The following is a 15,125-nucleotide window of genomic DNA, read 5'->3' on the forward strand; positions in this document are numbered from 1 at the left end:
TCCGTCGGGTAGGGTCTGCGTTTTGCCATCTGGCCAGGATACCAGGTCTGGCCGCAAGTGCCTAACACGCTCTAAGGAAACTCATTACCGGAAAATAAATACTTCTTAAGAGTTTGAAAGATCTTCCGATAAACCGGGCGCAGTACGCGGTTTTCTTTTCTTTCTGGAGATTCTTCTATGACCATCCCCGCCGTTTCCAGCCAACCCGCAAGCGTAAGCGCAGCGGCAACCACGAGTGCCGGAACGCAGAAGCAAGCGGCAAGCGCCTCGCAAACGACTGCCACGACACAGGCGCAATCGCAAACGCAGTCCGGCAAGTCGACGCAAAGTTCGACGCCATCGGCTTCCTACACGGTGAATATCAGCAGCCTCGCGCGCGCCGCATTTGCCGAGGCCACGGAAACATCGGTGCAAACCGCGCAGGAAGCCAACCGGGGCGACAGGCAGGCGCAACGTCTGCTTGCAAAGGAGCAGGCCAACAAGGTGGATTAACGTCGAAGCGCGTCATCAATCAATGACGCGCGGCGGCCTGCACTCAGGCGAGAAAGCGACGCTCGGTCGATTCGATCAAGTGTCGCGAACGGATCGTGGATTCAATAGCTCAATGAATCAATCGACACTCAACCACGCGTCGACGAGTCACGCCATATTGATCGCACAAACGCGCCCCTTCACGCGATTTTCGCCAGACGTCCGTGTGTGCCGACTGCATCCGTCGACATCGATTCGCGCACATAGCGCGCGAATTCCTGCGCCGTTGGCTTCACCGTCGCGGGTAATTGCAGGCAGATCGCGAATGGCGGTAGCGCGGGCAAACCCGCCGCGTGAGGCGCAAGCGTCTCCAGATCAGCGGGCACGGTGGAGACGAGCCACGCCGTGATGGCGAGTCCCGCGCGCACCGTGGCGGCCGTCGCCTCGATGTTGCCGCTCTCGAACACGGTGCGCCACGCAATGCCTTGATCCGCAAGCGCGCCGAGCACTACAGGACGAAACGCGCAACGCTCGTCCACCATCGAGAGCGGCAGCGGACGCTTCTGCCAGGCGTCGCTGCGCTGACCCGCGACCCACACCAGCGGCTCGATCCGCACCACTTCGCCCTCGGCTTCGCTCGCCACGTATTCGACCAGCGACACGTCCACGCGCCCGTTCTTCACCGCCTCGCTCAACTCCGGCGACGCCGCGCACACCAGCGAGATCTCCACTTGCGGATAGGCCTCGGCGAACGCCTTCATCGCGGGCGCGAGCGGCGTGACGAGATCGTAAGGCACGCCCACACGCAGGCTTCCGGCGAGCGAACGGCCGGTCATGTCCGCCCAGATTTCGTCGTTCAGCCTGAGCAACTGACGCGCCTTCACCAGAAACTGCTCGCCATGGCGCGACAGTTCCAGCTTGCGCGCCTTGCGCACGAACAGCAGACAATCGAGCAGGTCTTCAAGACGCTTCACCTGCTGGCTCACGGCGCCTTGCGTCATATGCAGCAGATTCGCGGCGACCGTCATGCTGCCGCTGTCGGCGACGGTCACAAAGGTGCGGATCAGATCGATGTCGAGATTTCGGCTCATTCACGCATTATGCCGCGTAATGGATCACATCAGAATTATTGCCTTTGCTGATGTGTCGGCGGTCCGTACAGTGCAGGTCTTTACCACGTGAACCTGCGCCGATGACCTCGATCCTGCCGCTTCTCCTGTTTGTCGCCGTCGCGACCGTGACGCCCGGCGGCGCCACCACGCTCGCCACCGCATCGGGCGCGCGCTTCGGCTTCGTGCGCTCGATTCCGCTGATATTCGGCATCGCGATGAGCCTCGCGTTATTGGCCGCCGTCGCCGGACTCGGGCTGGGCGGCCTGCTGATCGCGCTGCCATCGCTGCAGGCGGCGGTGAAGGCAATCGGCTCCGCGTATTTGCTATGGCTCGCGTGGCGCATCGCGCGCAGCGCTCCGCCGGTCGGCGGCGCCGGTCCCGCGCGCCCGATCACGCTCGCCGGCGGCTTCGTCCTGCTGCTTCTGAACCCGAAAAGCTGGGCGATGACGGTGAGCGCGGCGGCGTCTTTCGCGCTGCTCGCCAGCAATCCGAACCGGCTTGCGATGCTGCTTGGCGCGTCGTTCGGCACCGCCGCCTGTCTGTCGCTCGCGCTGTGGTGCGCGCTCGGCGTGCTGCTCGCGCGGCTCTTTCGCACGCCGCGTCATTGGCGCATTCTGAATCTTGCGATGGGCGCGTTGCTGGCCGCATCCATCATTCCCGCATGGAGATAACGATGACTTCCCTTCCCTTCGCCGAATCGTTCGATCTCGAACACGCGTTCGCCGGCGTATCCGAATACTGGTCGCCGAAAGTCGTCGCCCAGGTCAACGATCAATACGTGAAAGTCGCCAAGGTACGCGGTCAACTCGTGTGGCACGACCACACTCACGAAGACGAACTGTTTTACGTCTTACGCGGGCATCTGAAGATCGAATATGAAGGCGGGCGCGTAGTGGATCTGCCCGCCGGTTCGATGCATGTCGTGCCGCGCGGCACCTTGCACAATCCCGTCGCCGACGAGGAATGCTGGATCGTGCTGATCGAACCCGTGCAGACCAAACACACCGGCGACGTGAATTCACCGCTGACGAAGACCATCGACGCGCAATTGCGTTGACCGCATCGCACATCGCGTCCAGCGTTACCAGATCGCGCCTGCGGAAGGCGAAAGCGCCAACGGTGTGCCCGTGCGTTCCCAGCCTCCGCCCATCGCCCTGAAGAGCGCAATTTGCGCGCTCAACTCGCCCACCTGCTCACGCACGAGCGCGGCTTCGCTGTCCACGAGCGCGAGTTGCGCGCGATCGAGATCCATGCGCCCCACTTCGCCCACGCGCAACTGCGTTTGCGTCTTGCGCAGAATCGTGCGGCGTTGTGCGACTTCGTTCGTGCGCGCGTCGCGCAACTGCGCTTGCCGCGAGAGCCGCGCGAGCGCCTGCTCGACGTCGAAAAGCGCGCCCTGCGCTGCTTTTTCGTAGGCCAGTTCCGCCGCGCGCGCCTGCGCATCGGTGGCCTGAACGCGCGACTCGCGCGCGCCGAAATCGATCAGCGGCATCATGGCGGCCGCGCCGAACAACCAGAGTGTGCTCGGCCCGAGCGACTGTCCCGCGATTTCCCATCCGTTGCGCGCGAGCACGGCGCTCAATGAAAACGTCGGCCAGTAATTCAGGCGCGCGACATCCGACTGACGCACGGCGGCAAACAGACGATCGCGTGCCGCAATCAGATCCGGACGCCGCTCCAGCAGATCGACCGGCTGTCCCGGCGCGATAGCCGGCAACGCTTGCGGCAGCTCAGTGGTTTCGTCGAGCACACTCGCGAGTTCACCGGGCTGCGCCGCGCAGATCTGCTCGATCGACAGACGCGCGCTCACGAGCGCACGATCGACTTCCTGTTCGCGCGCCTGAATTTGCGCCAGGGCGGCGCGCGCGGCATCGATATCCGTACTCAGCACGACGCCCGCGACGAAACTGTGCTGCGCGATCACGACGAAGTCTTCGGCAATTGCGCGGCTCTGCTCGATCAGCCGACGCTGCACGATCAGGCCGCGGTAAGTCATATACGCGTCGGCCACCGTCGCGACGACCGCTAGCCGCGCGGCCTGTGCGTCGCCTGCCGCCGCCAACGTCATCGCACGCGCGGCGGCCAGCCTCGCGCGGCCACGCCCGAATACGTCGATCTCCCATTGCGTCTGCAATCCGACGCGCCAGAATTGCGCGTCGAGATCGTTGACACCCAGAAACTGCGCGAATTCGAGCTGGGTTTCGCCACCGTGATATTTCGCCGCCTCGACCCCGACGCCCACGCTCGGCAGCAACGCCGAGCGCGCGGCCAGAATATTGGAGCGCGCATCGTCGACGCGGGCGGCGGCGAGCCGGAGATCGTAATTGTTTTTCAGCGCTCGTTCGATCAGCGCATTGAGCGCCGGGTCATCGAACTGGGTCCACCAGTTCACGAGTCTGGTTTCGTCGATCGATTGCTGCGCGTTCGCTTCCGCAGCGTTCTGTTGCTGCTCGAAACCGGCGGGCATCGCGGGCGGGTGATCGAGCTTCAACGGTCCATTGCATGCGCAAAGCGCGGACACGATCGTGAAAGCGACAGCGCAGATCGACGCCTTACAGCTACGGCGCACAGCGAATTCACGTGGCCTCATGACGTTCTCCGTCGGCCGCGCCCGGCTCCGTCTCGTCGCTGCGGATCGAGAAGAACACGACATAAAGCGCGGGCACCGCGGCCATCGTCAGCACCGTTGCGAACGCGAGGCCGGCCATCATCGTAATCGCCATGTCCTTGAAAAAAGGATCCCAAAGCAGTGGCACCATGCCGAGTATCGTCGTGCCGGCCGCGAGCGCCACCGGTCGCAACCGACTCTTCGAACCGTCGATGACGGCACGCATGCGCGGCACACCGGACGCGATCTGAAGATCGATTTCATCGACAAGCACGACGCCGTTCTTGATCAGCATGCCGATGAGACTGAGCAAGCCGAGCAGCGACATGAAACCGAATGCGCCACGAAACGCGAGCAGGCCGATCGTCACGCCGCAGATCGACATGGGCACGACCAGCAGCACGATCAACGCGGGTTTCAGGCGACCGAACATAAAAAGAACGAGTAACAACATGCCTGCAAAACCAATTGGCAATTGCGTGAATAAACTCTCTTTCGCTTTGTTCGACGACTCGTATTCGCCGCCCCATTCAAGTTCGTAACCGGGCGGCAGCGCGATCGCCTCGATGGGCGCGCGCACACGGTCGAAGGCGGCCACGCTGTTCTCGCCATAGCGCGTGCCCGCCGACACCGTGAGCGTGCGGATTCGGTCGCGCCGGGCGATCACACCGTCTTCCGTGCCATACGTGACACCGCCGAGCACGTCCGCCATCGGCACATAGCGGCGCTGGCCGAGGCTGTACACCTGCAACCCCTGCAGACGCTCGATGCCACCCATGCCGGGCGGCTCGTTGAGCACGATGGGCAGCAGCAGATCCTCGTCGCGAAACAGGCCCACGCGCAGGCCTTCCGTCGCATACGCGAACGTGTCGTTGAGTTGCCGCCGCGTCACGCCGAGCGAGCGCGCCCGCGTATCGTCGAACACGGGACGCACGACGTTGACGCGGTTTTCCCAATCGTTGCTGATCGATTGCAGGCCACCGTCTTTACGCAATACGGCCTGCGCCTGCGCGCCCAGTTTGCGTAGCACGGCAGGATCGGGACCGAGAAAGCGCGCCTGAATCGGCAGCCCGCTGGAAGGACCGAAGTTCGGGCGCGTGACGGACCAGTTCACGTCGGGAAACTGTTTGCGCAAGTCGTGATCGAGCGTCGGAATCAGGGTGTCGATACGCGCGGCGTCATCGACTGTCACGATGAATTGCGCATACGACGGGTCCTGCGTCTCCGGATCGTAGACCAGAATGAATCGCGTCGCGCCGCCGCCAATATACGTTCCGACACTCTCCACACCGGGTTGCGCGAGCAACAGTTTTTCCGGACCTCGTGTTCGTTCCATCACGGTGCGAATATCGGCGCCGCGCGGCAAACGCATATCGACATAGAAAATCGGATTGGTCGACGCCGGAAAGAAACTCTGCTCGACGAACCGAAAACCCCAGATGCAAACGACCAGCAACACGACCATCGAGCCGATGACCCAGAGTCGCCTGCGTTCGACCCAGCCCAATAGCCGCCCGTATTGCCGATACAGCCGCGTGTCGAACGGATTCTTCTGTTCGCCTTCGCCTCGTTTGAAAAAATAAAAACCGAGCAGCGGCGTCAGTGCGATGGCAATCACCCAGCTAAATAGCAGCGAAATGGCCGCGACCGCGAAAAGCGATGCGCAAAACTCCCCTACCGCATCGGGCGACATGCCAATGCCGGAAAACGCGAGAATGCCGACGACCGTGGATGCAAGCAGCAACCATTGCCCTTGTTTGAGCACTTCCGCTGCGGCCTCGATGTGCGAAAGTCCTCTTTGAACGCGGACGAGCATACCCTCGCACACCACAATCGAATTGTCGGTCAGCATGCCCATCACGATGATCAGTGCGCCGAGCGAAATGCGCTGCAATTCAATACCCGCCGCATACATGACAAAGAGCGTGCCGAGAATCGACAAGAACAATTCGATGCCAAGCACGACACCGGCGCGCCATCCCAGCCCGATACCGAGCGCGACCGTCACGATGCCGACCGAGAGCATCACATCCAGCACGAACCCGCGCACGGCGGCATCGACGGAATCGGGCTGGTCGTAAAGCACGTGCAATTCGATGCCTAACGGCCGGACCCGTTCGAGTTCCTTCAGCTTTTCTTTCACCTCGTCGCCGACCTTCACGACGTTGACGCCCGAGCGCGCGCTGATCCCGATCGTCAGCGCATCCTGCCCGTTATAGCGAATCGCCTGCGTGGGTATGCTCGCGTAGCCGAAATTCACGCGGGACACGTCGCCGAGCAGCAATTCGCCCGGCGTCGTGCCGACCGGCAATGCGCGCACCGACGCCAGCGTGTCGAGCGTGCCGGTCGGCGAAATACGGATCAACTGGTCGCCGACACGCTCGCGCCCCGCGCTGCGAACCTCGTTTTGCACGCCCAGCGCCTGAGCAATGTCGTCCGACGAAAGATTGTTGGCGACAAGCAGTGACTGGTCGGCCGTGATCGTCACCTGTTGCTGCTGATTACCCGCAATTACGATATCGGCGACATCCGGCAACGTGAGCAGGTCCTTGCGCAATTCGCGCGCGTAATCGAACAACTGCGCCTGTGAATAACCTTTGCCGGTAATAGCGTAGAAAAGACCGTACACGTCGCCGAAACGGTCCAGCACGATTGGCGGACCTGCGCCTGGCGGCAGTCGTGGCGTGAGGTCGCCAATCTGCCGCCGCAATTGCTCCCAGATCTGCTGCAATTGATTCGACATGTACTGATCGCGAATCTGAATACGCACTTCGGAATAACCCGCCATCGAACGCGAACGAATAAAATCCACCTGCTCCAGTTGCTGCACGGCGCTTTCGATGCGATCGGTCACCTCGCTTTCGACTTGTTTGGCGCTCGCGCCCGGATAAAGCGTAACCACCACGGCCGTCTTGATCGTGAATTTCGGATCTTCCAGCCGCCCAATGTCGATATACGCAATGATCCCGCCGATCAACGACACCAACGCGATAATCCATGCGATTAGCGGCCTCTCGATTAGCGTGCGCGCCAGGTTCATGGATTCGTTTCCATCGGACGGACTTCTTCGCCTTCGGTAACGAATTGGGCTCCGCCTGCCACGACTTGATCGCCCACCTGCAACGCGCCGGTCACGACGGCATCGTCTCCGCGAATCTCGCGCAACGCCACGGCAGTGCGCGTCACGCGATGACTCGTCGTGTCGTATTTCCAGACCGCGCGGCTAGCGTCGCCGCTAACGACCAGTGCGTTGACCGGCACGACGAGCGCGGATTGCGTGGTGGCCGAAGCGGGAACGCGAACGCGCACACGCAGCGCCATGCCCGGCAGAAGATTGAGGTTGTCCGGTCGCGCGAGTGAAAACAACAGACGATACACGCTGCCGCCGGGTGTCGTGAGCGTCGAGTGCTCGCGATAGACGAGCGGAAAGATTGCCGAGGGCCGGTCGGGCGGCCATGCCTCGGCGCTCAATGTGCGATCGAACGGCAGTGAGTCGGCGATATTCTGCGGCAGCGCCACGCCGACTTCGAGGCGCGATCGCGCTTCCAGTTGAAACACCGGTGCGCCGGCTTGCGCAATCTGCTGCGCTTCGATCGTGCGCCGTGCAATCCGTCCGTCGAACGGCGCCAGCAGTCGGGTATTGCGTAAGTCGCGGCTCGCGAGATCGCGCTGGGCCCGCGCCATTTCCACGGCGGCTTTGAGTTGATCGTACGCCGCGCCGGAGAGAATGTTTTCGTCACGCAACGCTGCCTTGCGCTTGAGGTCGTCGGCGAGCTGCTGATATTGCGCGTCCGCACGTTGCAGTTGAAGGCGGTAAGGCTCGTCGTCGATGCGGGCAAGCAACTGGCCCTGCGTGACGCGCGCGCCGTCGAGCACCGCAATCTGCACCACGCGGCCCGATACTTCAAAGGCGAGCGCGGAAACGTTGGTGGCTTCGACTTGCCCGGAAAACACGCGCAACTCACTTGCTCCGCTCTCACCCACGGGCGCGATTTCCACCATGCGCGGCTGGTTCGCCTGTTCACTGGGTGTGGGCTTTCCGCACGCCCCCAACATGAAAACGAGCAACACGAGAGAGCAGACCTCGCGACCGCGCACACGCGCAGAACGACCGGCCGTTGCGTTGGCACCGGAATTCGAGTGTGAACAGGCATCCACGATGCTCATCCGTCCCCTCTCAGTGACATTGCCCAATACCTATTCAACACATGATCAGCGACGCAGAAACGTTCGTGAACGTCGCTGAATGAATCGAGTGCGAAAAGTACGCGATCCGATTTGAGGCGAGCATAGCTGAATATTTAAAAACGAGTTTCATACGCGACGCGTGGCAATCTGCGCATCGACACGTTTAAATAGCGATTATGATCAGACCGTCGAACTCGCGCGGCATTGCTCACGCGGTTGAACCGATAAAAAATAGGTGAAGTGGAAATTCAAAACTCACGAGTCCGCCGTGTTATTGCCATTTCCCGCAAACGTATCCTAACGAATCGCTCACGATGACTCTCCCGTCTCGATGCGCCTCCTGGTATGGAAAAACTCCATGTCCATCCGCTCCGCCCTGAAACGATCCCAACTGGCGACGGCCGAACAGCGCGCCATGAAGGTGTCGATGTACGTGGTTTGCCTGGGCTTCGTCTCCAACGTCGGCTACGGCTTTTTCGTGCAGTCCGACACGCTGATCCTGACCGCGATTTTTTATCTGCTCAATTTCGTGAGTTCTGCCTTGGGGTGGATGGCGGCATCGCTCGTCAACCGTCCCGCGACGGACCGGTTTCAGTATGGATTCTGGTTTCTGGAGCCGCTCGTGAACGGTATCAACGGCCTGATGATGTTGATTGTCTGCGTCTACGGCCTCGTGAACGGCATAGAGGGCATTCGCTCGGGCGGTCATGCGATCGACGCGCGTGGCGTTATCTGGTTTAGCGTCGCGAGCTGCGTGGTCTGTTTCGCGATGGTCGTTTACAAAAAAGCAACAGCCAGACGGATTAACTCCAAACTCTTGAAGACTGACAGTTTCAAATGGATCATGAAGTTCGCGTTCAGTGCGGCCACGCTGCTCGGCTTCGTTGTGTATTCAGTGCTGCCGGCGGGGATGCGTGATCAATGGTACCCGTACGTCGACAGCTTCATGACAACGGGCTTGTCGCTGCTCTTCCTCCTTGTTCCTGTGAAAATCATTCGCAGCAGCTTTGCTGAATTGCTGCACATGACTCCGGATGAGAACAATCCGCGTCTGGGCATTGAAACCATGCTCGACGACATCAGTCGCGATTTCGGCATCATTCGCCATTACACCCATGTCGTCCAGGCGGGAAGACGTAATTTCGTCGAGATCAATATGCTTGTCGATGCCCTGTCGACGTTGCGCGACATTGGCGCGCAGGACCGCCTGCGGGAGCAGATATGGAAGTCGCTGGGGTCGATTCCAATAGAAAACCGTCTAACCATACAGATCACCGCCGATCCACGATGGGAAGACGGTCGGGAGCCGGATTGATCTCGACCGCCTGATTCAATTCATGTTGGGAAAAAGCGTCATAATTTTCAGAATTCACTCTTTATTCTGAACATTTATTAGTCATCCAAATCAACATGAAATACGCTGAAACCTGTCAATGCGACATCGATTTGAGATGTCACGTATGCGAATGTTGTTCTTCGACACTCAACCTGACAAGCGCTCGCTGGCATAACCAACCGTATGGCAGGGCATCGCGTGGTGGCACAGCGACGTGACAAAGGAGACACGATGAGGTCAATGCCCGTTTGCACCGTTTCCCTGGCGCTCCTTGGCGCCGCAAGCAGTGCCAGCGCTCAAAGCAGCGTCACGCTCTACGGCTTGCTCGATCAATCGGTTCAATATGTCAGCAATGCCACACCGTCCGGCGGTCACCTCTGGCAAATGTTCGGCGGAAATCTTCAAGGAAACCGGTTCGGTCTGAAAGGCAATGAGGATCTCGGCGGCGGTCTTCAGGCCATATTCCAGTTGGAAAACGGCTTTGACATCAACACCGGAAAACTCGGCCAGGGCGGCCGTCTTTTTGGTCGCGAAGCTTATGTCGGGCTGAGCGCGGAAACATGGGGGACCGTGACCGCGGGACGGCAATACGATCCGCTCGTCGATATGATTCAACCGCTGACCGGTGACGGATATTTCGGCGCCCCCTTCGCGACGCCCGGCGACGTCGATAATAACGACAACAGTTTCCGTGTCGATAACTCGATCAAGTACGTCTCGCCGAAATTCTATGGCGTGCAAATCGAGGGCGTGTATGCGCTGGGCGGCCAGGCGGGATCGACCGGATCCGGGCAATCGTGGTCGGCCGCAGCCGGTTACTCGGGCGGTCCATTCAGCATGGCGGCGGGCTACTTTCACACCGACAACCTGTCCTCGTCGATACCGCGCACCGGATGGGGCGGAACGACCGGGGCAGCCACGTTCAACTCAGGATTTCCAGACTCTGCGGGCATCAACAGCGCCTACGTCACGGCCAAATCGATTGGCATTGCGTCCGTGGCATTTCAGTATGAAGACGGACAATTCACGGGCAACATCAGCTACAGCAACGCGCAATACAAGCCTGACGCCGCTTCAGCTTTCCAGAATACGCAGCGATACAACATCGGTCGCGCTTTCCTCGGCTATCAGATCACGCCTGCGAGTCTGATCGGCGTCGGTTATGCCTATGTCCGCGCAACGGGCGATGCATCGGCGACGTATAACCAGGTGTCGCTGGGCGGCGACTACGCGCTGTCGAAACGAACCGATCTGTACCTCGTGGGTGCCTGGCAGCATGCGGCCGGCGATCAGCGTGTGCCATCGCAAGGCGGTACGGGTGGCGGCCTCGTCCCGGCAACCGCATCCATAGGTTCCTATGGAAACCAGGCGAGCACCGATAACCAGATACTGGTGAGCTTCGGTATTCGACATCGATTCTAGGTTGAATGATCGATGCGCATGTCACTCAGACGCCTCGTTTTCCGACGCTTCCGTGGCCGCGTGAGAAGTACGCGGCATGCGGATGCCAGCATACGCAAACGCTATGGTGATGATCGGACTGAGCATGCAAAACACCGCGTAAGGACCGTAGACGAACGTCGATACGCCAAGCGTCGCGGCCATATACGCCCCGCAACTGTTCCAGGGTATCAATGCCCCCGTCGTAGTGGCCGAGTCGCCCACCGACCGCGATAGCACAGTAGGCGCATAGCCACGTGCAGCAAACGCGTTCTTGAACATTCTCGCAGGCAGGACGACGGCAATGAACTGGTCTGCCGCCACCACGTTCGTGGCAATCGTGGCTGCAACCACGGAGGCCACCAATGCACCACGGCCTTTGGCCCAACTGACCACGGGCGCGATGAGTCGTTCGATGACGCCGCATTTCTCCACCACGCCGCCAAATCCCAGCGCGGCGATGATCAGCCAGATCGTACTCAACATGCTATCCATGCCACCGCGCGTGAGGAGCGCGTCGATCACCGGTTCGCCGGTTGTCGATTTGTAGCCGCTTGCGATGGCAAGCCAGATGCCTTTGATCACGGCGATCCAGTTCGGCACGCCCTCGCGTGCCGCCGCGAATGTGATCACTCGCCCTGGCGCGACCACGGCGGCCACGACACCGCCGGCCAGTGCGCCAAGGAAAATCGTCGTAAAGGGCGGCAGTCTGAGCAGTGTCAGCAGCACAACCAGAATGAGTGGCGCAAACAGCACAGGGGAAAGATGAAACGCATTCTGCATGGCCGCGACTTCCGAACTGGCATCGAAGTGATTCGGTTCACCCAGCCAATAGAATACAAATAGCGTAATGACGAGCGCGACAAGCGAAGTCACCAGCGTCTCTCGCACGTGCTCGTAAAGTCCAACACCCGCCGCAGCCGCCGCCAGATTCGCGGAATCGGAGAGTGGCGACGACTTGTCGCCAAAATACGCACCCGAAATCACGGCACCGGCTGTGATGGCCGTGCTGAGTCCCATACTCTGCGCGATGCCCATCAAGCCAATCCCTATCGTTCCTGCAACGGTCCACGATGTGCCGATGCAAAATGAAATCAGCGCGCAGATCGACGCTGCCGTGACGTAAAAGTAATCCGGGCTCAGCAGTTTCAGTCCGTAATACACCATCGCGACAATAGTGCCGCAGAGCGCCCATGTTCCAATCAGTGCTCCCACAGCGAACAGAATGAGTATCGCGCCAACGCCGGAACTGATACTCGCGTTGGCGGCCTCGCCCAGCGAGGCGAGCGAATGACCGCGCCGCCACCCGACCAAAACCGCGAGCATGCCCGCCACAACGAGCGCCACCTGGTTTGGCCCGCTTGCGCCTTCATTACCGAACAGATAATAGGAGAGACCAACGAGCAGAATAAGCGCCACGACAGGCACCAGCGCTTCGAATAACGACAAAGGTTGCGGTGATGCGGGCCGCTTCATGCCACCCTCCCTTCTCTCGCCGTAAGCGTCGGCCTACGCTGCCACGACAGCATGGGGTCCCGCTTCTCGCGACACGTTCGCGCTAGCGCGAGAGGCTGAAGCCAATTCGCGCGGCCCAGCGGTGCTGGTTGTAGTCGAGAATATCTTCGCCATAGCCATTAAAGTAACCAACCCACAGGTATCCGCCCCACGCGTTGCCGAACAGCTTGGCCAACGGGTAGGTGAATTCCGCGTTGACGCTGCCGTAGGTCGATTTCGTGCCTTTTCTCAGGGTCGTTGCGAGTTGCCAGCCGTCGGGGCTGCCGTATTTGATCAACAGATCGACATAGCCGCGGTAATCGGCAATATCCGAATTCTCTCCGGCAATATGCTCGTACCAATAGACCTTGGGCGCGACCGTCAAATGATTCGCATGGATGTCGCCAAAGTCCCAGATCGGTTTGACATACAGAATGTCGATCCCACGCGACTCGGGCCCGTCCCGACCGTTCGATTCGTGCTCATAGCCCGTCTCGATGCCCATTCGGCTAAACCAGTTGGCTTTCCAACCCGTGTCCGCAAGATAGTAAAACAGCGCGGGCTTGTAGCTCGTATCGCGGAACGGCGCGGAATACTTGCGGATATCCCACAAGGACGTCTGCGTATAGGCAAAGTAGAGATTGTCGACGAAGCCGCGCGAGCGCGGATCGTCGGGTAAAACAAAGCGGAATTTGAAACTGATCTGGAATTTGGCCAGACTGGTTTCATCGGATGACCAGCCGTCGGCGAAGTACGTGGGCTCGTAGAACGAGAAACGGCCCGCCAGGAATGTGCCGAGATCGGGAATAACCGCATTCGATGGCTTGACCGCCGACGGCGGCATCTGCGTTGCCATGGCTTCGTTGCCCGCCATGGCGTCGTTGTCCCCCGCGCTGCCGGGCGCGTTCGAAGCCGACGTTGCGGTTTGCGCGGCAGACGCTGCCGTCGCTCCGGACGCGGCGCTATTGGCCGCGACACTGGCTTTGCGCGTCAGCAGAACCAGCGAAGGCGACACGTCCACGCCTGGCACATCCACTCGAACCGCACCGCGCGCCCAGTCCGGCCACGGCGCGCTATAGCTCACGGCCTTCATCTCGCCTGCCGCGAGCTTCACATGTTCCGGCGCACCCGACTCGCGCGTGATCTGAACCGCCCGCGGCTGTTGCTCGCCGTTCGTGAGCGTGATGAGCAAGGTACGCGGCACATCGAACGAGGAACCGGTCTGCGCGTCGCCGGAATAGACAATCGTCACGACGAGCGGCTCGTCGGACCTGGCCTCTCGTGGCGGTCGCATGACGGACACCGCCGCACTAGTCGTTGGCACGTAGCCGGCATATGTCGTGATGGAAAGTGCAGAACACGCCAGCATTCGCCGTAGCATTCGCGTGCGCGGTGCTGTTCTCAACCCGTGTCGCCTGCGAAATGCGGGTTCCCGTGCCATGCAACCTCCTCTTTATCATGGAAACTGCGATGGACACTGCGCACTCACATCTATCCAGTCGATCAGTCAACATCTGCACAAGATCCAACTGCGCCATCACGGCGACAAACGCCACTACGAGGCGTTCCGCAAGCATTTCGCAAGCAACAGGCACGAAGTCAGCATGCCTTTTCAGGTATGGATACAACTCAAAAACAACACCGAAATTAGCATCACTTAAAGAATCAATTCGCCCATTTCACCTCCGAATTCGAAGTTATGGAACGATGTCTAGATCATCTTAATCCAGAAATTTTTTTCAACGCCATCAGGTGTCAATTTTCGATAAAGATTGCGAACATAGTTATCGATGCATCGGCATTTCAATACACTTGACTGGCGCGATCATTCCAAAGCGACTAATCTTTTGCAACGTTCTTGCGTGATGTCTGGCGAGACATCGTGATTGACTCACCATCGGAAAGCATGATGCGAACGCCTGCCTTGACTTGCATGGTTTGCGCGGCTTCGATTTTTTCTCTGACTGCCTGCGAGCATCCAACATCCGCCAGCACGTTCACGCCGTCTCAAGCTCAACAAGCTCAGGTAATCGAGGTTGGCGTGGTCGAATGGGTACGGCCCGTTACCATCCAGCCGCAGCAAAGCGGTGTAGGCGCGATCGCAGGCGGCGCACTCGGCGGCATTGCGGCCGGCAGTGCGATCGGGCGCGGCAACGGCTCGCTGGCAGCAGGCATAGGCGGTGCTGTGCTCGGCGGCATGGCCGGCAATGCGGTCGAATCAAACGCAACGCGGCGCGCCGGATTGGAGATTTCCGTCCGACTCGACTCCGGACAATTAATCGCGGTGACGCAAGATGCGGACCAACCTTTTTCACCAGGCGATCGCGTGCGCGTGCTATTTGGCTCTCATACGGTCCGCGTGACTCGATAATTTTCCTTTGTTTAAAACATCGAAAACAACAACCCGCCGGATTCGAATTTGTAAATAAATACACGATATTTTGATCGGCCTGACGCACTGCCAGACGAATTACAA

The 15,125-nt window shown here is 60.0% G+C and carries 13 protein-coding genes; 7 read left to right on the forward strand and 6 right to left on the reverse strand.

Annotation, left to right across the window (positions count from 1 at the left end; all coding sequences use genetic code 11):
• Positions 1-177 precede the first annotated feature (177 nt).
• The gene (locus SB764_RS08040; RefSeq protein WP_176079945.1) at positions 178-492 is read left to right on the forward strand and encodes a hypothetical protein; all 315 of its coding nucleotides are present in this window, start codon (positions 178-180) and stop codon (positions 490-492) included.
• A gap of 179 nt (positions 493-671) precedes the next feature.
• Here the strand turns inward: SB764_RS08040 and SB764_RS08045 are convergent, their stop codons facing one another.
• Positions 672-1,562, reverse strand: a complete 891-nt coding sequence (locus tag SB764_RS08045) for a LysR substrate-binding domain-containing protein (protein WP_110329895.1) — start codon at positions 1,560-1,562, stop codon at positions 672-674.
• Between the two features lie 101 nt (positions 1,563-1,663).
• On the opposite strand from SB764_RS08045, the gene SB764_RS08050 reads away from it, so the two are divergent.
• Both SB764_RS08050 and SB764_RS08055 read left to right on the forward strand, forming a co-directional pair.
• The gene (locus SB764_RS08050; protein ID WP_065065843.1) at positions 1,664-2,254 is read left to right on the forward strand and encodes a LysE family translocator; all 591 of its coding nucleotides are present in this window, start codon (positions 1,664-1,666) and stop codon (positions 2,252-2,254) included.
• Between the two features lie 2 nt (positions 2,255-2,256).
• Positions 2,257-2,640, forward strand: coding sequence for a cupin domain-containing protein (locus SB764_RS08055; RefSeq protein ID WP_065065844.1), 384 nt, complete (start codon positions 2,257-2,259; stop codon positions 2,638-2,640).
• 24 nt (positions 2,641-2,664) lie between these two features.
• On the opposite strand, the gene SB764_RS08060 is transcribed toward SB764_RS08055, so the two are convergent.
• The 3 genes from SB764_RS08060 to SB764_RS08070 are packed head-to-tail and all read right to left on the reverse strand — an operon-like array spanning position 2,665 to position 8,193.
• Complete coding sequence (locus SB764_RS08060; protein WP_410863161.1) at positions 2,665-4,236, reverse strand: efflux transporter outer membrane subunit; 1,572 nt, start codon at positions 4,234-4,236, stop codon at positions 2,665-2,667.
• Complete coding sequence (locus SB764_RS08065) at positions 4,160-7,231, reverse strand: efflux RND transporter permease subunit (protein ID WP_410863163.1); 3,072 nt, start codon at positions 7,229-7,231, stop codon at positions 4,160-4,162. The genes SB764_RS08060 and SB764_RS08065 overlap by 77 nt, the downstream gene beginning before the upstream one ends.
• Positions 7,228-8,193 (reverse strand): efflux RND transporter periplasmic adaptor subunit, encoded by a 966-nt coding sequence (locus SB764_RS08070; protein ID WP_410863165.1) that lies wholly within the window; start codon positions 8,191-8,193, stop codon positions 7,228-7,230. The genes SB764_RS08065 and SB764_RS08070 overlap by 4 nt, the downstream gene beginning before the upstream one ends.
• A 544-nt stretch (positions 8,194-8,737) precedes the next feature.
• On the opposite strand from SB764_RS08070, the gene SB764_RS08075 reads away from it, so the two are divergent.
• Positions 8,738-9,694, forward strand: a complete 957-nt coding sequence (locus tag SB764_RS08075) for a cation diffusion facilitator family transporter (RefSeq protein WP_410863167.1) — start codon at positions 8,738-8,740, stop codon at positions 9,692-9,694.
• A gap of 252 nt (positions 9,695-9,946) precedes the next feature.
• Positions 9,947-11,137, forward strand: a complete 1,191-nt coding sequence (locus tag SB764_RS08080; RefSeq protein WP_410863169.1) for a porin — start codon at positions 9,947-9,949, stop codon at positions 11,135-11,137.
• 21 nt (positions 11,138-11,158) lie between these two features.
• Here SB764_RS08080 and SB764_RS08085 read toward each other — a convergent pair whose 3' ends face one another.
• Both SB764_RS08085 and SB764_RS08090 read right to left on the reverse strand, forming a co-directional pair.
• Positions 11,159-12,631, reverse strand: coding sequence for a Na+/H+ antiporter NhaC family protein (locus SB764_RS08085; RefSeq protein WP_074987616.1), 1,473 nt, complete (start codon positions 12,629-12,631; stop codon positions 11,159-11,161).
• Positions 12,632-12,713: 82 nt separating this feature from the next.
• A complete protein-coding gene (locus SB764_RS08090) occupies positions 12,714-13,901 on the reverse strand; it encodes a phospholipase A (RefSeq protein WP_234774623.1) in 1,188 nt (395 codons plus the stop codon).
• Positions 13,902-13,989: 88 nt separating this feature from the next.
• Between SB764_RS08090 and SB764_RS08095 the strand changes: the two genes are divergently transcribed.
• Both SB764_RS08095 and SB764_RS08100 read left to right on the forward strand, forming a co-directional pair.
• Entirely contained in the window at positions 13,990-14,310 is a 321-nt protein-coding gene (locus SB764_RS08095) for a hypothetical protein (RefSeq protein WP_321871369.1), read from the forward strand.
• A 272-nt stretch (positions 14,311-14,582) separates the two neighbouring features.
• Positions 14,583-15,020 (forward strand): hypothetical protein, encoded by a 438-nt coding sequence (locus SB764_RS08100; protein WP_074987639.1) that lies wholly within the window; start codon positions 14,583-14,585, stop codon positions 15,018-15,020.
• Positions 15,021-15,125 lie beyond the last annotated feature (105 nt).

The organism is Paraburkholderia sp. SIMBA_027 (genome assembly GCF_046535315.1).
GTDB lineage: Bacteria > Pseudomonadota > Gammaproteobacteria > Burkholderiales > Burkholderiaceae > Paraburkholderia > Paraburkholderia tropica.

What these genes read in the sequence shown, in the direction of transcription:
- SB764_RS08075 (WP_410863167.1), top strand. Translation starts at nt 8,738, where the DNA reads ATGTCCATCCGCTCCGCCCTGAAACGATCCCAACTGGCGACGGCCGAA.
- SB764_RS08050 (WP_065065843.1), top strand. Translation starts at nt 1,664, where the DNA reads ATGACCTCGATCCTGCCGCTTCTCCTGTTTGTCGCCGTCGCGACCGTG.
- SB764_RS08045 (WP_110329895.1), bottom strand. Translation starts at nt 1,562, where the DNA reads ATGAGCCGAAATCTCGACATCGATCTGATCCGCACCTTTGTGACCGTC.
- SB764_RS08055 (WP_065065844.1), top strand. Translation starts at nt 2,257, where the DNA reads ATGACTTCCCTTCCCTTCGCCGAATCGTTCGATCTCGAACACGCGTTC.
- SB764_RS08080 (WP_410863169.1), top strand. Translation starts at nt 9,947, where the DNA reads ATGAGGTCAATGCCCGTTTGCACCGTTTCCCTGGCGCTCCTTGGCGCC.
- SB764_RS08060 (WP_410863161.1), bottom strand. Translation starts at nt 4,236, where the DNA reads ATGTCGTGTTCTTCTCGATCCGCAGCGACGAGACGGAGCCGGGCGCGG.
- SB764_RS08100 (WP_074987639.1), top strand. Translation starts at nt 14,583, where the DNA reads ATGGTTTGCGCGGCTTCGATTTTTTCTCTGACTGCCTGCGAGCATCCA.
- SB764_RS08085 (WP_074987616.1), bottom strand. Translation starts at nt 12,631, where the DNA reads ATGAAGCGGCCCGCATCACCGCAACCTTTGTCGTTATTCGAAGCGCTG.
- SB764_RS08070 (WP_410863165.1), bottom strand. Translation starts at nt 8,193, where the DNA reads ATGGTGGAAATCGCGCCCGTGGGTGAGAGCGGAGCAAGTGAGTTGCGC.
- SB764_RS08065 (WP_410863163.1), bottom strand. Translation starts at nt 7,231, where the DNA reads ATGAACCTGGCGCGCACGCTAATCGAGAGGCCGCTAATCGCATGGATT.
- SB764_RS08040 (WP_176079945.1), top strand. Translation starts at nt 178, where the DNA reads ATGACCATCCCCGCCGTTTCCAGCCAACCCGCAAGCGTAAGCGCAGCG.